This window comes from Rhodoblastus acidophilus, from assembly GCF_025961575.1.
GTDB lineage: Bacteria > Pseudomonadota > Alphaproteobacteria > Rhizobiales > Beijerinckiaceae > Rhodoblastus > Rhodoblastus acidophilus_C.
Genome location: NZ_JAOQNX010000031.1, coordinates 18,104 through 36,328, shown reverse-complemented (window position 1 = coordinate 36,328; position 18,225 = coordinate 18,104). Strand labels below are relative to the sequence as shown.

Annotated in this window: 17 protein-coding genes; 12 read left to right on the top strand and 5 right to left on the bottom strand. The window is 66.3% G+C overall.

All coding sequences use genetic code 11. The features are described 5' to 3' along the window. The first annotated feature begins 36 nt into the window (after positions 1-36). Positions 37-843 carry a DUF1194 domain-containing protein gene (locus M2320_RS18880; RefSeq protein ID WP_264598611.1) on the top strand — a complete coding sequence of 269 codons (807 nt, stop codon included), beginning with the start codon at positions 37-39 and terminating at the stop codon, positions 841-843. Here M2320_RS18880 and M2320_RS18875 read toward each other — a convergent pair. Beyond that, positions 828-4,832 (bottom strand): beta strand repeat-containing protein, encoded by a 4,005-nt coding sequence (locus tag M2320_RS18875; RefSeq protein WP_264598610.1) that lies wholly within the window; start codon positions 4,830-4,832, stop codon positions 828-830. The genes M2320_RS18880 and M2320_RS18875 overlap by 16 nt on opposite strands. Before the next feature lie 310 nt (positions 4,833-5,142). Here M2320_RS18875 and M2320_RS18870 point away from each other — a divergent pair, with 310 nt between their 5' ends. Both M2320_RS18870 and M2320_RS18865 read left to right on the top strand, forming a co-directional pair. Further along, positions 5,143-5,799, top strand: coding sequence for a peroxiredoxin (locus M2320_RS18870; protein ID WP_264598609.1), 657 nt, complete (start codon positions 5,143-5,145; stop codon positions 5,797-5,799). A gap of 12 nt (positions 5,800-5,811) precedes the next feature. Beyond that, positions 5,812-6,567, top strand: coding sequence for a pentapeptide repeat-containing protein (locus M2320_RS18865; RefSeq protein ID WP_264598608.1), 756 nt, complete (start codon positions 5,812-5,814; stop codon positions 6,565-6,567). Between the two features lie 16 nt (positions 6,568-6,583). Here the strand turns inward: M2320_RS18865 and M2320_RS18860 are convergent, their stop codons facing one another. Then, positions 6,584-6,898: a hypothetical protein gene (locus M2320_RS18860; protein ID WP_264598607.1), complete on the bottom strand. Its 315-nt coding sequence runs from the start codon at positions 6,896-6,898 to the stop codon at positions 6,584-6,586. Between the two features lie 18 nt (positions 6,899-6,916). On the opposite strand from M2320_RS18860, the gene M2320_RS18855 reads away from it, so the two are divergent. From M2320_RS18855 to M2320_RS18845, 3 genes are all read left to right on the top strand, one after another. Beyond that, positions 6,917-7,405: a hypothetical protein gene (locus tag M2320_RS18855; protein WP_264598606.1), complete on the top strand. Its 489-nt coding sequence runs from the start codon at positions 6,917-6,919 to the stop codon at positions 7,403-7,405. Positions 7,406-7,471: 66 nt separating this feature from the next. Beyond that, positions 7,472-7,957, top strand: a complete 486-nt coding sequence (locus M2320_RS18850; protein WP_264598605.1) for a hypothetical protein — start codon at positions 7,472-7,474, stop codon at positions 7,955-7,957. A 118-nt stretch (positions 7,958-8,075) separates the two neighbouring features. Further along, positions 8,076-8,948 carry a M48 family metalloprotease gene (locus M2320_RS18845; protein WP_264598604.1) on the top strand — a complete coding sequence of 291 codons (873 nt, stop codon included), beginning with the start codon at positions 8,076-8,078 and terminating at the stop codon, positions 8,946-8,948. 2 nt (positions 8,949-8,950) lie between these two features. Here the strand turns inward: M2320_RS18845 and M2320_RS18840 are convergent, their stop codons facing one another. Both M2320_RS18840 and dgcA read right to left on the bottom strand, forming a co-directional pair. Beyond that, the gene (locus M2320_RS18840; RefSeq protein ID WP_264598603.1) at positions 8,951-9,430 is read right to left on the bottom strand and encodes a DUF3280 domain-containing protein; all 480 of its coding nucleotides are present in this window, start codon (positions 9,428-9,430) and stop codon (positions 8,951-8,953) included. A 23-nt stretch (positions 9,431-9,453) separates the two neighbouring features. Continuing rightward, on the bottom strand, positions 9,454-10,440 hold the full coding sequence (gene dgcA / locus M2320_RS18835) for an N-acetyl-D-Glu racemase DgcA (RefSeq protein WP_264598602.1): 987 nt from the start codon (positions 10,438-10,440) through the stop codon (positions 9,454-9,456). Between the two features lie 79 nt (positions 10,441-10,519). Here dgcA and M2320_RS18830 point away from each other — a divergent pair, with 79 nt between their 5' ends. Genes M2320_RS18830 through M2320_RS18815 form a run of 4 tightly spaced genes read left to right on the top strand, consistent with a single transcriptional unit; the run spans position 10,520 to position 13,907 of the window. Continuing rightward, on the top strand, positions 10,520-11,662 hold the full coding sequence (locus M2320_RS18830) for an MlaE family ABC transporter permease (RefSeq protein ID WP_264598601.1): 1,143 nt from the start codon (positions 10,520-10,522) through the stop codon (positions 11,660-11,662). Further along, positions 11,622-12,485 carry an ABC transporter ATP-binding protein gene (locus M2320_RS18825; protein ID WP_264598600.1) on the top strand — a complete coding sequence of 288 codons (864 nt, stop codon included), beginning with the start codon at positions 11,622-11,624 and terminating at the stop codon, positions 12,483-12,485. The genes M2320_RS18830 and M2320_RS18825 overlap by 41 nt, the downstream gene beginning before the upstream one ends. A 5-nt stretch (positions 12,486-12,490) precedes the next feature. Next, on the top strand, positions 12,491-13,387 hold the full coding sequence (locus tag M2320_RS18820) for an MlaD family protein (protein WP_264598599.1): 897 nt from the start codon (positions 12,491-12,493) through the stop codon (positions 13,385-13,387). Next, the gene (locus tag M2320_RS18815; protein ID WP_264598598.1) at positions 13,377-13,907 is read left to right on the top strand and encodes an ABC-type transport auxiliary lipoprotein family protein; all 531 of its coding nucleotides are present in this window, start codon (positions 13,377-13,379) and stop codon (positions 13,905-13,907) included. The genes M2320_RS18820 and M2320_RS18815 overlap by 11 nt, the downstream gene beginning before the upstream one ends. Before the next feature lie 408 nt (positions 13,908-14,315). Here M2320_RS18815 and uvrA read toward each other — a convergent pair whose 3' ends face one another. Beyond that, a complete protein-coding gene (gene uvrA / locus M2320_RS18810) occupies positions 14,316-17,249 on the bottom strand; it encodes an excinuclease ABC subunit UvrA (protein ID WP_264598597.1) in 2,934 nt (977 codons plus the stop codon). A gap of 133 nt (positions 17,250-17,382) precedes the next feature. On the opposite strand from uvrA, the gene M2320_RS18805 reads away from it, so the two are divergent. Continuing rightward, positions 17,383-17,775 (top strand): DUF6165 family protein, encoded by a 393-nt coding sequence (locus tag M2320_RS18805; RefSeq protein ID WP_264598596.1) that lies wholly within the window; start codon positions 17,383-17,385, stop codon positions 17,773-17,775. A 4-nt stretch (positions 17,776-17,779) separates the two neighbouring features. Continuing rightward, entirely contained in the window at positions 17,780-18,223 is a 444-nt protein-coding gene (locus M2320_RS18800) for an EamA family transporter (protein WP_264598595.1), read from the top strand. The last annotated feature ends 2 nt before the right edge of the window (positions 18,224-18,225 follow it).

The window sequence follows — 18,225 nt, the reverse complement described above, 5'->3', positions numbered from 1 at the left end:
CGTTCAAGACTGCGCGCGTCTCGAGGGGAGCCGCCTTTGCGCGCATGGCCAATCATAATTCGTCTGCTGTTCATGCTGTTCGCGGCCGGTCCCGCGCGCGCCGCCGAGGCGGTCGACGTCGCGCTGATCGTGTCCGTGGATGTCTCGGGCTCCGTGGACGACAGGCGCTTCGCCCTTCAGATGGACGGCGTGGCCAAGGCGCTCGAGGATTCCGGCGTGCTCGCCGCGATTCTCGGCGGCCCGCACAAGCGAATCGCCTTCACCCTCGTGCAATGGTCGGATCGGGCGCGGGAGGGCGTTCCCTGGATTGTGATCGGTTCGCGGGCCGATGCGGCGGAGGTCGCCGCGCGAATCCGACGGCTGCAGAGGCCGGCGGGCGAATTCACCTGTGTCGCCGAAATGATGAAACATGTTTTGGAGGAGACGCTTCCCGACCTGCCGCTGCGCGCGGGAAAACTGGTCATGGATGTGTCCGGCGACGGCGTTGACAATTGCGACGGCGACGCCGCCACGGCCGAGATGCGCAACGCCCTGCTCGCGACCGGCATGACCATCAATGGCTTGCCGGTGAACGAGGGCGATCCCGCCGCGCCGGTCGGGGCGGGGGCCTATCGCGCCCCTGGCCGGCCGTTTCAGCCGCGCGAACTGCCCACCGATCCGGTGACGCTCGACTCCTGGTACCGCAAGAATGTCATCGGCGGACCCGGCGCCTTCATTCTCCCGGCGAAGGGTTATGAGGATTTCAGCCGGGCGATCCGGCTGAAATTCATCGCCGAGATCAGCGACCGGCGCTTCGCGCCCGCGCGATTTGCGGAGCGGTCGACAAATCAGACGTCGCCGTAAGCCGCCATCACGATCGCCGCTTGCGCGCTGCTCATCGCTTGCAGCTGGGTGGCGGTGAAGGCCAAGGCCTGTTCGGTGCTGAGGCCCGCGAGTTCGGCCGTGGTCAGGCCGGGGACCGCCTGGGCCGAAATCGCCGCGAGGTCGGACGCGCTCAAGGCGTCGAAACTCGCCGTCGACATCGCGCCGATCTGGCTCGAGGTCAGCGCCGCCGCCTGATCGGGCGTGAGCACGGCCGCCTGCGCCGTGGTCAGCGCCGCGATCTCGGCGGAGGACATGGCGCCGATCTGGCCGGCGCCAAGGCCTGAAACCTGAAGCGTCGTCAGCGCGGCGACCTGACTGCTCTTCAGGCCGACAATGGCGCTCAGCGACAGCGCGCTGACCTGCGTGTCTGACAGCGCGCCCAGCGCCGAGGCTGAGAAATGCGGCAATTGCCACCAGCCCAACGCCGAAACCTGGCTGGTGCTCAGCGCGGCGGCCTGGTCGCTGTTCAGCACGCCGATCTGCCCCGCGGCCAGCGCCCCGACATCGGCGGAGGACAGCGACTGGATCTGCCACGACGACAGCGTCGCGATGTCGGCCGTGCTCATCGCGCCGATCGCCGACGGCGACAGCGCCTGAAGCTGGTCGAAGGTGAGGGCGGCGGTCTGGTCGGTGGTCAGCGCCGCGACCTGAGCATTGGTCAGGCCGGAGACGGCCGCGGTCGACAGCGCCGCGATCTGAACCGTGCCCATGACGGCGATGGCGGCCGAGCCGAGGGCCGCGGCCTGGGCCGCGTTGAGGACGCCAATCTGTTCGGCGCTGAGCGCATGCGCCTCGTCCGTGGTCAGCGCGGCGAGCTGGCGCGTGGTGAGCGCCGCGACCTGATCGGCGCTCAGCGCGGCGATATTGCTCGCGCCCAGCGCGGCGATCTGGTCGGTTCCGAGCGCGGCGATGCTGCTCGTGCTCAGCAGCGCGATCTGCGCATTGGAGAGCGCGGCGACCTCGGCGGTCGACATGCCGTTGATTTGCGTCGCCAGCAGCGCGGAGCGCTGGCTGTCGTTGAGCGCCGCGTTCTGGTCGGCGGTCATCGCCGCGATTTGCGTTGCGGTGAGGGCGGCGGTCTGCGCGCTGGTCAAAGCGGCGACCACCTCCAGGTTCAGCGCGGCGACCTGCGTGGTGGAGAGGAGGGCGATGGTGGCGGTCGCGAGCGCCGAGAATTGCGCGGAGGACAGGCTGGCGATGTCGGCGGCGCCGAGCGCGGCGACTTGCGCCGTCGCCAGCGCGGCGACCTGCGTCGCGGCGAGCGCGGCGGTTTGGTCCGCGGTCAAGGCGGCGATTTGCGCCGTGGTCAGGCCGGAGATCGCCGCATTGGACAGAGCGGCGATCCGGTCGGGCTGGAGCGCGGCGAGGGCGCCGGAGCTGAGGGCGCCGGCTTGCGCCGAGCTCAGCGCATGGACCTGGCTGGTGCCCAAAGCCTGCGCCTCGTTCAGGGTCAGCGCGGCGATCTGGTCGGTGGTGAGCGCCGCCGTCTGGCCGTTGTTGAGCGAGGCGACGACATCGAGGTTGAGGGCGGCGACCTGGGCCGTGGTCAGCGCCGCGACCTTGGCGGCGGACAGGCCGGCGACCTGCCCGCTCGACAGGAAGGCGACGGCTTCCGTGCCGATGGCGCCGATCTGCGTCGTCGTCAGCGCCGCCAGCTGGGTGGAGCCGAGCGCCATGGCCTGATCGAGGGTCAGCGCGGCGACCTGGCTGGTGGTCAGCCCGACCATGGCCGTATTGGACAGGGCGGCGATCTGGGCGGTTTGCAGCAGCGCAAGCGAATCCGAGCCCAGCGCCGCGGCCTGGGCCGCGCTCAGCGCATGAATCTGGGAGGTTCCGAGCGCCAGGGTCTGGTCCGGGTTCAGCGCGTCGACCTGGGCGGTGGTCAGCCCGGCGATGGCGGCGTTGGACAGGGCGGCGACCTGACCGGCGAGCAGCACGGAGATTTGCGCCGTGCCCAGCGCCGCGGCCTGCGCGCCGCCGAACGCATTCAGCTGCGCCGTGCCCAGCGCTTGCGTCTCGCCCGTGGTCAGCGCGGCGATCTGCGTCGTGCCGAGGGCGGCCGCCTGGCGGGTGCTGAGCGCGGCGATCACATCCGTGGTCAGCGCCACGATCTGCGCGGTCGACAGGGCGGTCATTCTCGAGGCGGCGAGGCCTGCGAATTGCGCGGAGGACAGCAGCGCGACATCGGCGGTCTCGAGGGCGCGGACTTGCGCCGCCGAGAGCGACCCGACCTGCGCGGAGCTGAGCGCCACCGTCTGATCCGTGGTCAAGGCGACGACCTGGGCCGTGGTCAGCGCCGCGACTTTGGCGGCGGACAGGCCGGCGATCTGCGCGGTCGAAAGCAGCGCCACGGTCTCCGTGCGCAGCGCGCCGATCTGCGCCGGCGTGAGCGCCGCAAATTGCGCCGAGCCGAGCGCCATCGCCTGATCGGTGCTGAGCGCGGCGATTTCCGCTGCGCTCAGTCGGGGAATGGCGGCGGTGGACAGCGCGGCGATCTGCGCGGTCTGCAGCACGGCGATGTTCGCCGAGCCGAGCGCGGCGACCTGGGCGCCGCTGAGGGCGTGAAGCTGCGCGGTCCCGAGCGCCTGCGCCTCGCTCGTGGTCATGGCCGCGAGCTGGGCGGCGGTGAGCGCCGCCGCCTGGCGCGTGGTCAGGGCCGCGACATCGTCCGAGCCGAGGCTGGCGATCTGGGCGGAATTGAGCGCCGCGACGGCGCTCGCGCTCAAGGCCGCGATCTCCGCGGTCGAGAAGGTCGCGAGGTCGGCGGTGTTCATCGCCCGCATCTGGAAGGCCGAAAGCGCTTGCGCCTGCGAGGAGGTGAAGGCGGCGGCCTGGTCGGTGCTCAGCGCGGCCATCTGCGCCGCGGTGAGCCCGGCGATCTGGCTGTTGCTCAGGGCGGCGATGACATCGGTGGAGAGCGCGGCGATCTGCGCCGTGCTCATGGCGGAAAATTTGACCGCGGCGAGGCCGGCGACATCCGAGGACGACAGCAGCGAGATATCGGCTGTGGACAGGGCCCGGACCTGCGCCGCCGAGAGCGCCGCGACCTGCGCGGAGCCCAAGGCCGCCGCCTGTGCGGTGGTCAGGGCGACGATCTGCGCGGTGGTCATCGCGGCGATCTTGGCGACCGAAAAGCTGGCGACGCTGGCCGTCGACAGCAGCGCGACCGAGGCGGTGGACAGCGAGCGCAATTGCGTCGGCGTCAGCGCCGTCCATTGCGCGGCGCCGAGCGCGCTCGTCTGGTCGGTGCTCAGCCCGGCGATTTCGTCCGCGCTCAGACGGGCGATGGCCGCCGTCGACAGGGCGGCGATCTGGTCGGTCGACAGCTGGGCGATATTGGCGGAGCCCAGATAGGCGATCTGCGCGGCGCCCATGGCGGCGAGCTGGGCGGCTCCCAGCGCGTGGACCTGATCCGAGGTCATGGCGGAGGTTTGGGCCATGTTGAGCGCAGCTGTCTGCCGCGTGCTCAAGGCGGCGACGCCCGCGGAGCCAAGCGCGACGACCTGCGCCGAGGTCAGCGCGGACACCACGCTGGCGCCGAGCGCCGCGACCTGGGCGGTGGAGAGCGCGGCGATGTCGTCCGTGCTCATCGCGCGGATCTGACCGATCGAAAGCGCTTGAATCTGGGAGGTTCCGAGCGCGGCGGTCTGTTCCGTGCTCAAGGCGCCGATCTCGGCGATGGACAGCGCCGCGATCTGCGCGCTTTTCAGGCCCGCGACCTCATCGGTGGTCAGGGCCTTGGTCTGCGCGGCCGTCAGTCCGGTGATCGCCGCGATCGAGACGGCGCTGATCTGCGGCGCGGAGAAAGCCGCGATCTGCTGGGTTCCGAAAGCCGCCATCTGCGCGCGCGTCAGGGCGGAGGCCTGGCTGGTCGTCAGGCTCGCGACATCGTCGGTGGTCAGGCTGGCGATGGTTGCGGTGGAAAGCGCCGCGATCCTGGCGTTCGAAAGGTTAGAAACAAGAGTCATTGTCGCGCTGTGCTCGTCGGGCGCGCAATTCACCGAAGCGCGGCGGGCGCGATGCTCATCGTCCAGCCCCGGGTCGGCGCCCGCCGCGCCGGCGATTCCGGGGCGCCCCGGGCGGCGTCCGAACATGCAACCCATGATTGTATTGTTCTGAAGTCTTAATAAAGGGTTAAGCGGACGCTTATGCTTGTTCAGGGTTTGGTTTTTCTGGCGTCGGCGGCCCGGCGGGCCTCACCAAATCTTGATCGCCGCCTGGATGCGCCGGCATGGAAAAACGCTTTTTCCGCCGCCAGATGGAGGCGAGGAGGCGTCCATGGCTCTGCACATCAACGAGATCGCGCCGGATTTTCGCCAAAACTCCACCCAAGGGCCGATTCATTTTCATCAATGGGCCGGCGCGTCCTGGGTCGTGCTGTTCTCGCATCCCAAGGATTTTACTCCCGTCTGCACGACCGAACTCGGGGCCGTCGGCAAATTTTCGCAAGAATTCGCCCGGCGCGGCGTCAAGGTGATCGGGCTGTCCGTCGATCCGCTCGGCGATCACGAGCGCTGGGCGCGCGACATCGAGGAGACCCAAGGGGTCCGGCCCGATTTTCCCATCCTCGCCGACGCCGATTTTTCCGTCGCCAAGCTCTACGACATGCTGCCCGCGGCAATTTCCGGCGATCCCTCAAAACGCTCGCCCGCCGACAACCAGACGGTTCGAAATGTCTTTGTCATCGATCCCGACAAGAAGATTCGACTGGTGATGATCTATCCGATGGCGGTCGGCCGCAATTTTCCCGAGATTTTGCGCGCCATCGACGCCTTGCAGCTCAGCGACGCGCATAAGGTGGCGACGCCGGCCGACTGGAAGCCCGGCGACGACGTGATCATCCAGAACAGCATTTCGGACGAAGAGGCGCGCAGCCGCTTTCCCCGGGGTTTTGACAAGATCAAGCCATATCTGCGGATGACGCCCCAGCCCTGAGGGGAGGCGGTCTTGCGCTTTGTCCGGCTGGTCGCGCTGAGCCTGCTGCTTCCCGGCGTCGCGGCGGCGCAGGGCATGATGTCGGGCGTGGACCTTTCGACCCCCGCCTTCACCGCCGCCGAATTTTCTCGCGCCCAGGTTGAGGCGAAAATTGCGCAAGGGGGCCCCGTTGATCTCTCCGACACCAGTTTGAACGGGCTCGATCTCTCCGGCCTTGACCTGTCCGGCGCCAATCTGCGGGCGGCGCGGCTCAATCACGCCCGGCTGCGCGGGACAAAACTCGCGGGCGCGACGCTCGATCAAGCCTGGCTGCTGAAGGCCGATTTGACCGGCGCCGATTTGAGCGGCGCCAAAATGTTCGCGACCCAGGCGATGGGGGCCATTTTTGACCGCGCCGATTTTTTGCGCGCACGGCTTGCCGGGGATTTTTCCAACGCCAGTTTTCGGGGCGCCGATTTCTCCGGCGCCGACGCCTCGGCCGATATGCGCAACCAATCCATGGGGCTGATGCATGCGGTGATGCGCTCGGCCGATCTCTCCGGCGCCAAGGCGATCCGCGCCGATTTTTCCCGCGTCGACCTGCAATTCGCCACTCTGAGCCACGCCGATTTTTCCGGCGCCGATCTGTTTCGCGCCGACGCCTCGGGCGCCGATCTGCGCGGCGCCGTTTTCGCCGGCGCCCGAACCGACGAAATGGACATTTCGGGCGCGCGGGTCGATGCGGAGATTGGCGGCGCTGTCAACGCCGACCGGGCGCGGCGGGAGTGAGCGCGTCACGCGTTCATCAAGCAAAAACGCGTTGGAAACTCACAAAAAAACGTGATTCCGCATCAAGCGTGGCAATCAAGTTTCGAACACTTTCCGCCCCTAGTTCAATCGCCCCGCCCTCGCGGCGTCGAGAGAAAGAGGAAAGATCGTCATGATGCATTCCGAACACTCGCAGCAAAATCCCCTGTTCCAAAACCCCCAAATTCTGCAGAGCCTCGTGCAGGCCTTGGCGCAGCAGCAGAGCCCGCAGGGTTTCGGGCAGGGGACATTCGGGCAGGGAAATCTTGGGCAGCCCGGCCTTGGGCAGGGCGCTTATGGCGGCTTCGGCCAAGGCGGTTACGGACAGGGCATGTACGGCCAGAGCGGGTTCGGCCAAAGCGGATGGGGGCAACAGCGTCAGCTCAGCCCGATGGACGTCAGCGCCATCCTGCAACAGATCGCGCCGGTTCTGCCGCAGCTCATCGCCCAGGCGCAACAGAGTCAGTTCCAGCCGATGGCGGCGTTTGGCGGCGGATTCGGCGGCCAGCAGCGCACCTTGTCGCACCATGAGGTGAACGAGATCGTGCGGCAGATCCTCCCGGCCGTCCTGCAATCCACGCAACAAGGCGGTTTCTCCGGACAGCAGGGGTGGGGCCAGCAGGGCTGGGGCGGCCAGGGAACGTTCGGTCTCGGCGCCTATGGCGCCGGGCAGCAAAATCCCTTCCAGCAGACGGGCTGGCAGCAGAACGCGCATCAGCAGCGCCAAGGGGCTCAAGTGTCGCAGCAGGACATTCAGGAGATTGCGCGGCAGGTCGCCGAGGCGGTTTCGCAGTCAACCGGACAACAACGTCCGTTCTGACCGGCGGGGGCGGGGCCTTGAGGCCCCGTCCCATCCGTTGCGTCCCCTGTCGAAAGGAGCATCAAAATGCCTCGTCCAAATACCGAGTCCGGCGCACAACAGCAGCCGCCGCGTCAGATGGAGCGTCCGCACGAGGATTTGCGCGAATTGACGGCGGTGCTGCAGGACATTGTGCCGATTCTCGATCGCATCCAGACCCGCTCGCCGCAGGTCGGCGCCCTCGGGCTGTTCGGCCACGCCTCGGTGGAGACGCTGGCGGCGGTGGCGCTGGTCAGCGACCTCGGCGCGGACAGTTTGCGGCGGCTCACCGCTTATCTCGACGCCCACGCGGAAGACTGCCCCGGTCTCGAACAATGTGCGCCCGTGGTCGCCGCCGCGGCGCGCGCGCTGGCGGCGCGGGATTATGCGCAAGCCTTCACCTTGGTGTTCGACGCCTATCGGACCATCACAATGATGCGTCTGGAAGACAATGCGCTGCCAGCCCCGGGATCCGTCACGCCGCGCCTGTCGAGCGAGCGGCGGTCGCAGGGCGACGGCGCGCCGCCGCATTGACCTGTTGCATCGGGCACACGCTAAGTTGATTCTTTGTCTTCGCGTCATGGCGATATTTGGCATGGCGCTTGCTCAATCTCTGGTTGCTGTATAACAATACAGTGACTGGAGGTTTTGAGTGCTTCCATTAGCGGGAATTCCGGTTGGTCCCGGCTTTTTCGCGCCGCTCTGCGCGGCGCGCGGCGTGACGCACGCGTCCGGTCCGCAGAGCGCCGGCCGCAGCGACCGTCGCCACGCCGACGCATTGCGGCGCGCGCTGCTGCATGTCGCCCATTCGCGCCAAAGCGATCAGATCAAGGCCGGCCTGGCCGGGCTGCTGCTGCTGTGCGCCAGCCAGTCGCGCGGCGGCGGTCGGGCGGCGGAAGACATCTGGCGGGCCATGCGGACGGCGTCGCTGCAGCCGCGCGAGGCGTTGCGCGGCTTTGGCGCGCGACCGCTGCAAGTCGTCGAGGCGCCGGCTCTTTACGCGATCCTGCTGGTCATTTGCCGGCGCGCCGGGCTGCGCCGGGTTCCCGAACTCTACCTGTTGCCTTTTTCCGGCATGAACGCCTATGCGCTCGGCGATGCCGAGACCGCCTGCATTTCTGTGACCGGCGACCTGTTGCGCGGCCTGTCGCGGCAGGAGATCGCCGGCATTTTCGCGCATGAGGTCGCGCATATCCTGCACTGCGACGGCGACGCCATGAACTGGGCGGCCATGGTGCAGCAGGCCATTATCGAACTGGCGTCGCGTTCGGGCTCACGCCTGCTCGCCCATGCGCCGCTGCTGGCGCGGCTTTTGACCTCGGCGCTGTCGCGGGTGCGCGAACACGCCGCCGATCTGCGCGCGCTCGACCTGATCGAGGACCGCGGCGCTCTGGTGGACGCCTTGTGCAAGCTGGAGGTTTTTCACACGGGACGCGCGCCGGCCCCGCCGCCGATGGGGGCCTACGGATCAACAGCGCTCAACAGCCACCCCGAAACCTGGGAGCGGATCGCGCATCTGTCGTAAATTCAGCGGGCGCGCAAAACATATTCCTTCAACAGGTATCTTAAGCCGCGGCTCCAGCTTTCGTCCGTATTGCCGCGAATGTCGGCGCTGCCGGCCTTCACCACTTGGCCCGTCTCGACATCCTCGATGCGGATGTTGAGGTTGAGGATCAAATTACTCACCTTTTGCGCCCAGGCGACCACGGCATATTTGGCGCCGGCCTTTTTCGCCAGATCAAGCTCGCAGCCGTTGCAATCGTGGATGTCGCGCACCGCGGAAAAATCGGCGGCGATGGGGGCGAGGTCGACCGGCTGGTATTGGCCCGACTCCGCCAGCGCCTTGGTCAGCGCCGCGTCCATGGTTTTCAAGCGCTCGGTTTCCGCCGGGGAGGTGGGTTCGGGTGAGGAATTGATGAAGACGGCGGGAAACACGGCTGTCGGCGCCGCCTGGGCGGACAGGGGCAGGGCGGCGACGATCGCCAGGACCGCGTGGCTGATGCGCATGTGTTCTCCCAAGGCCTAAACGCTCATCCCCAGAGTTTCGCCTCCGGCGGATAGAGGACGGAGCCGTCCACTTTCAAACCTTCCGGCCGATCCTGCGCCAGCAGCAGCGGCCCGTCGAGGTCGACGAATCGCGCGCGCGAAGAAAGCAGCAGGGCGGGCGCCATCGCCAGCGACGAGGCCACCATGCAGCCGACGAACAGCCCGAACCCCAATCTTTCCGCTTCGTCGGCCAAAGCCAGCGCCTCGGTGAGGCCGCCGGTCTTGTCGAGCTTGATGTTGATGAGGTCGTAGCGGTCGCGCAGCGCGGCAAGACCGGCGCGGTCGTGGACGCTCTCGTCGGCGCAGACCGGGACCGGGCGCCTGCTCGCCAAGGCTGCGTCCGCGCCGGCGGGCAGGGGCTGTTCGATCAGCGCGACGCCTGTTTCTTCGCAAGCGGCGAAAAATTCAGGCAAGTCCTCGGGGCGCCAGGCCTCGTTGGCGTCAGCGATCAGTTCGGACTCCGGCGCCGCCGCGCGCACGGCGCGCAGCCGCGCGGGATCGCCGGCGCCCGCTAGCTTCACTTTTAATACCGGGCGTTCCGACGCTTCGCGCGCCGCGCGCGCCATCTCCTCCGGCGTTCCCACCGAGAGGGTGTAGGCGGTGACGCAAGGCGAGAGGCGCGACAAACCAGCCATTTGCCAGGCGGGGACCCCGGTGAGCTTGGCCTCGAGGTCCCACAAAGCGCAATCCAGCGCATTGCGGGCGGCGCCGGGCGGCAGCAGATTTTGCAGGGCGAACCGGTCGGCGCCCGCCTCCAGCGCCGCCCGGGCGCCCTCGATTTGCGCCAGCACGCTGTCGACGCTCTCGCCATAGCGGGCATAGGGCGTGCATTCGCCGCGCCCGCGAAAAATCCCCTGAGTGATCTCGGCGACCACCACGCGCGCTTCCGTCTTGGCGCCGCGCGAGATCACAAAAGGCTTTGTTAACGTAAAATTTTGCGGGGCGGCGTAAAGTCGGCGGGTGGGGGTCATGCGCGCTTTCGGTCGACCGCTTTGCCAACAGGCGGCGGCTTGATGTATGGGAGCGCTCAGCAAACCAGAGTCGCGGGAAATGTCAAAGCCGCCTAATCCGCCCGAATTTTCGGTGGAAACCGATGGGACCGAGGCCCGCGTGTTTTTGCGCGGGGCTTGGACCATCTCTGCCTCGCGCGCTCTGGAGCAGGCGGCGCTCAACCTCGCGGCCGCGGCGGGACAAGCGCGCAGCGCCCGAATCGATTTTTCCGGATTGAGCCGTCTCGACACCGCCGGCGCCTGGCTGATCGACAAGGCGCGCCAGCAAATGGTCGCCGCCGGCGTGGCGGCGGAGTTCGAGGCGGTCGGGCCGGAAGACGCCATCCTGCTGCGCGAGGCGGCGTTCCGGCGGTTCGAGGCGGACAAGCCGCCCCGCTCCAATCCGCTGATGGACATGCTGGTGGCGCTGGGCGTGTGGACCGCCTGGATGGGCGGCCAGATCATGGGCTTCGTCTCCTTTCTCGGCGAATTGGCGCTGACGGCGCTGAAAGTTCTGGTGCGGCCCTCCGCCATGCGGCCGACCTCGATGGTGTTCCACCTCGAAAATTTCGCCCTGCGCGCGGTGCCGATCATCGCCACCATGAATTTTCTCGTCGGCTGCATCGTGGCGCAGCAGGGGATTTTCCAATTGCGCCGCTTCGGCGCCTCGACCTACGCCACCGACATGCTGGGCATTCTGGTGCTGCGCGAAATGGGCGTGCTGCTGACCTCGATCATGATCGCGGGCCGCACGGGCTCGGCGATCACCGCCGAACTCGGCTCGATGAAAATGCGCGAGGAGGTCGACGCGCTCAAGGTGATGGGCGTTTCGCCCATGGAAGTGCTGGTGATGCCGCGCATGATGGCGCTGATCATCGCCCTGCCGCTGCTCACCGTGATCGGCGATCTCTCCGCTCTGTTCGGCGGCATGATCACCTCCTATCTCTACAATGGCGTGAGCCCGCAGGTGTTCGCCGAGCGCCTGCAATACGCCATCGGCATGCACACTTATCTCGCCGGCCTGATCAAGGCGCCGTTCATGGCGCTGGTGATCGGCATGATCGCCACAATCGAAGGGTTTAAAGTCGAGGGCTCCGCGGAATCCTTGGGGCGCAGGGTGACGGCGTCCGTGGTCAATTCGATTTTCATGGTAATCTTCCTCGATGGACTCTTCGCCATTTTCTTCGCCGCCATCCGCTACTAAAGCGGGCGGCGCGCCGATCATCCGCGTGCGCGGGCTGGACGTGGCCTTTGGCGCAAAACAGGTCTTGAAGGGCCTCGATCTCGATGTCGCGCCCGGCGAAGTCCTGGGGTTTGTCGGCGGCTCCGGCCAGGGCAAGTCGGTGCTCACCCGCACCATTCTCGGCCTCAACCGCAAGCAGGCCGGGACCATCGAGGTGTTTGGCGAAAATCTCGATCGCCTGTCGCCGCGCGGCCATCGCGCGCTGGAGCGGCGCTGGGGCGTGATGTTCCAGGGCGGCGCGCTGTTTTCCAGCCTCACGGTCCGGCAAAACATTCAGGCGCCGATGCGGGAGTATCTGAAACTCTCGCAAGGCCTGATGGACGAACTGGCGTCGCTGAAACTCAAGCTTGTCGGGCTGCCCCAGGACGCCGCCGACAAATTTCCCTCGCAATTGTCGGGCGGCATGATCAAGCGCGCGGCCCTGGCGCGGGCGCTGGCGCTCGATCCCGAACTGCTGTTCCTGGACGAGCCGACCTCCGGGCTCGATCCGATCGGCGCCGCCGACTTTGATGACCTGATTGCCACACTCCAGAAAACATTGGGCCTGACCGTGTTCATGGTCACCCATGATCTCGACAGCCTCACTTCGATATGCGACACAATCGCAGCCTTGGCCGATGGCCGGGTGATCGCTCACGGGCCGCTTTCCGCCATGATCGCCTCCGACCACCCGTGGTTGCGGGCTTATTTCCATGGCAAGAGGGCGCGAGCGGTCGTGACTGCGGATGAACTTTCGGGTGAGAGCGGCCTGGATGAGCCAGCCTTGACCGGCGACAGGAGCTGACGCGCATGGAGACGCGCGCCAATTACGCCCTGATGGGGCTGTTCACGCTGGCGGTGATCCTCGGCGGCTTCGGCTTCGCCTGGTGGTTCGCCAGCTCCGGCAAGACCACGGCCATGCGGAGCTACCAGGTCTATTTCACCGGCTCGGTCTCCGGCCTGTCCACCGGCGCCTATGTCCTGTTCAACGGCTTGCGCGTCGGCGAGGTGCGCGATCTCGGCCTGCGGCCCGACGATCCCAGCAAGGTCTATGCGGTCATCGAGGTGGACGCGCGCACGCCGGTGAAGGCCGACACCAGGGCCCAGCTCGAATATACCGGCCTCACCGGCGTCGCCTCGGTGGCGCTGCTCGGCGGCGCCGCGGACGCGAAGCCGCTGGCGCCGAACTCCGTGATCGACGGGGCGCCCTCGCAAATGCAGGATCTGATGTCCGCGGCGCAGCGCCTCGCCGGCAGGATCGACCTGTTCGTCGAAAAGGCGAACCAGCTCGTCGACGCGAATTCCGACAATCTCACCGCGACCGTCAAGAACGTGCAGGCGATGACCGCCTCGCTCTCCGAGGCCTCCGACGGCATTCGCAACGTCGTCAAGGCGGTCGACACGGCAAAACTGAACTCCATGCTCAGCAATGCCGACAGCGCCATCGCCAAGCTCAACGGCCTGCTCGGCTCGGGCGGCGGCAAGACCGTGCTCACCGACATTTCCGACGCCGCCAAGAGCATGCGCAAGCTGGCGGATTCCCTGGCCGATTTCTCGAGGAACGGCCTGAAGCAATATGAGAGCCTGGCCATCGACGGCCGCCGCACGCTGGAAAGCGTGGACCGGGCGGCGCGGCGGCTGGAAAAGGACCCGCAAAGCCTGCTGTTCGGCCCCAAGGAGCCGCTTCCGGAATATCGTGGACGGTGAATTTTTGCGCGCGCGACTTCTCTTTCTGATCCTGGCGCTCGCGGTCGCGGGCTGCGCCGGCACGCCCAAAACCTATGACCTGAGCGCAGCGCCCGGCCGCGCCCTGGCGCGGGGAACGTTGGGGCTGGACATCGTGCGCGTCGAGCCGCCGTTCGACGGCGACGCCATCGTGATCCGCACCGCCGACGGGCTGGAGCGCCTTCCCGACGCGCAATGGGCGGACGGCCTGCCGCGCCTCGCCCGCAGCCGCGTGGTCGAAAGCCTGGAAAATGTCGGATGGCGGGTCGGCGACCTCGGCGGCGTCCGTCTGCGCGTGGAAATCCGGCGCTTCGAGATCGATTCTTTGACGCGCGAGGCGCGGGTCGAACTGGCGGCGCAATTCGCCGGGGGCGGCGCGCGCGTGTTTGCGGCGAGCGAACCCGTGGCCGAAATTTCCGGCGCGCAGCCCGCCGCGGCGCTCGACCGCGCTTTTGCTCGCGTGCTCGGCGAACTCGCGCGTTGGAGCGTGGCGGCGCGCTAAAAATTTGTGGACCGCTCCGGCCCTTCGAGACGCCCGCTCACGCGGGATCCTCAGGGTGATGTGTTGATCGAGCAGGCCGCGAATCCGCTTGCTGAACTTGTGCGCGCTTCGGCGGCCCAAAACCTTCGATGCGAAAAGAAAACGCCCGCCGGGGGGAGGAGCCGGCGGGCGCATCTGCGATACGGGGGGATGCCCCACTCCCGATCGCTGGGAGAACTTATCCAAACGTCATCTCGTTTGGTCACGCGATATTGATTGCACATGAACCATTTGCAAACCCCTATTTTTTGCATTGCAGCATTGCGTTGTTTGCATGAGCGTACGTGCGTTGGGACGGAACGCATTGCGCCCCCTGAATGAGCAGAAGCTGGAAAAATCCAGCTTGCGCAATGCGATCCAGTCCCCGGTTCAGGCGCGTCTTTGCTGGGCTTCTTTCAAGAAACGGCCGGTGTGCGACGCCTTGGCCTTCATGATCGCCTCGGGCGGGCCCTCCGCGACAATGGTCCCGCCGCCGTCTCCGCCTTCCGGGCCCATGTCGATCACCCAATCGGCCGTCTTCACCACGTCGAGATTGTGCTCGATCACGACCACGCTATTGCCCTGCTCGACCAGTTCGTGCAGCACTTCCAGAAGTTTCCGGACATCGTGGAAATGCAGGCCGGTGGTCGGCTCGTCGAGAATGTAGAGCGTGCGCCCCGTGGAGCGCCGCGACAGCTCCTTCGACAATTTGACGCGCTGGGCCTCGCCGCCGGACAGGGTGGTGGCCTGCTGGCCGACCTTCACATAGTCGAGGCCGACGCGCGACAGCGTTTTCATCTTGTCGCGGATCGACGGCACCGCCTTGAACAATTCGCCGGCTTCCTCGACGGTCATGTCGAGCACATCGGCGATGCTCTTGTCCTTGTAGCGGACTTCCAGGGTTTCGCGGTCGTAGCGCTTGCCCTTGCAGACGTCGCAGGTGACGTAGACGTCCGGCAAGAAGTGCATTTCGATCTTGATCACGCCGTCGCCCTGGCAGGCCTCGCAGCGGCCGCCCTTGACATTGAAGGAGAAGCGGCCGGGCCCGTAGCCCCTGGTCTTGGCCTCGGGCAGGTTGGCGAACCAGTCGCGGATGGGGGTGAAGGCGCCGATATAGGTGGCCGGGTTGGAGCGCGGCGTGCGGCCGATCGGCGACTGGTCGATGTCGATGACCTTGTCGATATGCTCCAGCCCCTCCAATTTGTCGAAGGGGGCGGGGTGCTCCAGCGCGCCGTTGAGCCGCCGCGCCACCGCCTTGTAGAGCGTGTCGATGATCAGGGTGGACTTGCCGCCGCCGGACACCCCGGTGATGCAGGTGAACATTCCGAGCGGGATTTCGACATCCACATTGCGAAGGTTGTTGCCGCGCGCGCCAAACAGTTTCAGCACCCGCTCCGGGTCGGGCTTGCGGCGTTTCTTGGGGGTGGCGACCTGCTTGCGGCCGGTCAAATAATCGCCGGTGAGGGAGTTTGGGTCGGCCATGATCTGGTCGGGCGTGCCCTGCGACACGATCTTGCCGCCATGCACGCCCGCGCCCGGCCCCACGTCCACCACATAATCGGCGAGCAGGATGGCGTCCTCGTCATGTTCGACCACGATCACGGAATTGCCGAGGTCGCGCAGCCGTTTCAGCGTTTCCAGCAGCCGGGCGTTGTCGCGCTGGTGCAGGCCGATGGAGGGCTCGTCGAGCACATAGAGCACGCCGGTGAGCCCCGAGCCGATCTGCGAGGCCAGACGGATGCGCTGGCTCTCGCCGCCCGACAGGGTGCCGGAATTGCGCGACAGGGTCAGGTAGTCGAGCCCGACATCCACCAAAAATCTCAGGCGTTCGTCGATCTCGCGCAGGATGCGGGCGGCGATTTCGTTGCGCTTGCTGTCGAGTTTTTCGGGAAGGTTCGAAAAGAATTTTTGCGCGTCGCGGACCGAAAGTTCCGAGATTTCGCCGATATGCCTGTGGTCGACCTTGACCGCCAGCGCTTCGGGCTTGAGGCGGAAGCCGGAACAGGCGTTGCAGGGCTTGGCCGTCATGTAGCGGCCGATTTCCTCGCGCGCCCAGTCGCTTTCGGTCTCGAGAAAGCGGCGCTCGAGGTTGCGGATCACGCCTTCGAACGGTTTTTTCACCTCATAGGCGCGGTTGCCGTCCGAATATTGGAACAGAATCTCCTGGTCGCCGGTGCCGTAGAGAATCATTTTTTGGGCGATGGGGGAGAGTTTCGACCAGCGGTCCTCCACCCGGAACTTGAAGGCGCGGCCCAGGGCTTCCAGCGTCTGGCCATAATAGGGCGAGGGGGATTTGGCCCAGGGGGCGATGGCGCCCTTTTTCAGCGTCAGTTCGGGATTGGGAACGATCAGGTCGGCGTCCACCTTCTGCTCAAAGCCAATGCCGCCGCATTTCGGGCAGGCGCCGAACGGATTGTTGAAGGAAAACAGCCGCGGTTCGATCTCGGGGATGGAAAAGCCGGAGACCGGGCAGGAGAATTTGGAGGAGAAGACAATTGCGCCCTTGCCTTCCTCGGCGAATTCGACGACCGCAATGCCGTCGGCCAATTCCAGCGCGGTTTCAAAACTTTCGGCGAGGCGGGCGGAAATATCGGCGCGCACCACGATGCGGTCCACGACCACGTCAATGTCGTGCTTGAGTTTTTTGTCGAGCGCCGGGGCGTCGGCGATGTCGTAGAACTGGCCGTCGATTTTTACGCGCTGAAAACCGCGTTTCTGGAACTCGGCGATTTCCTTGCGATATTCGCCTTTTCGGCCGCGCACCACCGGCGCCAGCAGGTACAGGCGGCTGCGCTCGGGCAAGGCGAGCACGCGGTCGACCATCTGGCTGACCGTCTGGCTCTCGATGGGCAGGCCGGTGGCCGGCGAATAGGGAATGCCGGCGCGCGCCCAGAGCAGGCGCATGTAATCGTGGATTTCTGTGACCGTGCCCACCGTGGAGCGCGGGTTTTTCGACGTGGTCTTCTGCTCGATGGAAATGGCTGGCGAAAGGCCGTCGATATGGTCGATGTCCGGCTTCTGCATCATTTCCAGGAATTGCCGGGCATAGGCCGAGAGGCTCTCGACATAGCGGCGCTGGCCCTCGGCATAGATGGTGTCGAAGGCGAGCGACGACTTGCCCGAGCCGGACAGGCCGGTGAACACCACCAGTTTGTCGCGCGGAATGGTCAGGTCGACGTTTTTGAGATTGTGCTCGCGCGCGCCGCGCAACGAGATCACCCGGCCCTCGCCGATGCGCAGCGCCACTTGCTCCGGCGTTTCGGCGGCTGCGGCGGCCGGCTTGGGCTTGCGGGCGGGGGCTTTCTTCTTCGACGTCTGGTCCATTGTTCCTTCCGGCGGCTGTGCTCGCCTATTTAACCCGAGCGCGGGTTTTTTCCACCCGCTCTCAACGGCCCGCCTCGTGGCGGCGCGTGAATCCTGGTGGTATAAACCCTGAGGGATTCGAGGGGACGCCAACATGCTTTCCACGCCGAGAGCGCCAGTTTCCTGGGGGGAACTGATCGACAAAATCACCATTCTGGAAATCAAGGCGGACGAAATCGACGATTCCGTCGCCGTCGCCCATGTGCGCGAGGAATTGCGGCTGCTGCGCGAGATCGAAGCGGAGGCGCAGGCGGCTACGGGCGAGCTGGCGGAGCTGAAAAGCGCCTTGAAAGCGGTGAATCTGGCTCTGTGGCGGATCGAGGATGACATTCGCGACAAGGAGCGCGCCAAGAGTTTTGACGGCGCCTTCATCGACCTCGCCCGGTCGGTCTATCAGCGCAACGACGAGCGGGCGAGACTGAAAAAGCGGATCAACGAGGTCACGGGCTCGCACATCGTCGAGCAAAAAAGCTACGCGGCCTATTGAGACCATGGCCGTGACCCTGGCCTCTTGGCAGGCTTTCGCCGTCGCTTCGGCGTTTTTCGCCGGCCTCACCGCCATTTTCGGCAAGCTCGGCGTCGAGGGCCTCAATTCCAATCTCGCCACGCTGATTCGGACCGTGGTGATTTTCTTCGTCACCGCCGCCATCGTCACCTGGCGGCAGGAATGGCTGTGGCCTGCGGGGGCGAGGCTGCGCCCGGTCGCCTTCCTGCTGCTGTCCGGAATCGCGACCGGTCTGTCGTGGCTGTTCTACTATCGCGCGCTGCAAATGGCGCCGGCCTCGCTGGTCGCGCCCATCGATAAGCTCAGCGTCGTCTTCGCCATCGTGCTGGCGCTGGTTTTTTTGGGGGAGCCGCTGACGCCGCGACTCGCGATCGGCGGCGCGTTGGTGGTCGCTGGCGTGCTCGTCCTGGCGTGGCCGGCGGGCGGGTAATT

Bases quoted from the DNA above. Each gene is read 5' to 3' on its own strand.
- M2320_RS18875 (WP_264598610.1), bottom strand. From the start codon at position 4,832: ATGACTCTTGTTTCTAACCTTTCGAACGCCAGGATCGCGGCGCTTTCC.
- M2320_RS18870 (WP_264598609.1), top strand. From the start codon at position 5,143: ATGGCTCTGCACATCAACGAGATCGCGCCGGATTTTCGCCAAAACTCC.
- M2320_RS18855 (WP_264598606.1), top strand. From the start codon at position 6,917: ATGTACGGCCAGAGCGGGTTCGGCCAAAGCGGATGGGGGCAACAGCGT.
- M2320_RS18850 (WP_264598605.1), top strand. From the start codon at position 7,472: ATGCCTCGTCCAAATACCGAGTCCGGCGCACAACAGCAGCCGCCGCGT.
- M2320_RS18840 (WP_264598603.1), bottom strand. From the start codon at position 9,430: ATGCGCATCAGCCACGCGGTCCTGGCGATCGTCGCCGCCCTGCCCCTG.
- dgcA (WP_264598602.1), bottom strand. From the start codon at position 10,440: ATGACCCCCACCCGCCGACTTTACGCCGCCCCGCAAAATTTTACGTTA.
- M2320_RS18830 (WP_264598601.1), top strand. From the start codon at position 10,520: ATGTCAAAGCCGCCTAATCCGCCCGAATTTTCGGTGGAAACCGATGGG.
- M2320_RS18825 (WP_264598600.1), top strand. From the start codon at position 11,622: ATGGACTCTTCGCCATTTTCTTCGCCGCCATCCGCTACTAAAGCGGGC.
- M2320_RS18820 (WP_264598599.1), top strand. From the start codon at position 12,491: ATGGAGACGCGCGCCAATTACGCCCTGATGGGGCTGTTCACGCTGGCG.
- uvrA (WP_264598597.1), bottom strand. From the start codon at position 17,249: ATGGACCAGACGTCGAAGAAGAAAGCCCCCGCCCGCAAGCCCAAGCCG.
- M2320_RS18805 (WP_264598596.1), top strand. From the start codon at position 17,383: ATGCTTTCCACGCCGAGAGCGCCAGTTTCCTGGGGGGAACTGATCGAC.
- M2320_RS18800 (WP_264598595.1), top strand. From the start codon at position 17,780: ATGGCCGTGACCCTGGCCTCTTGGCAGGCTTTCGCCGTCGCTTCGGCG.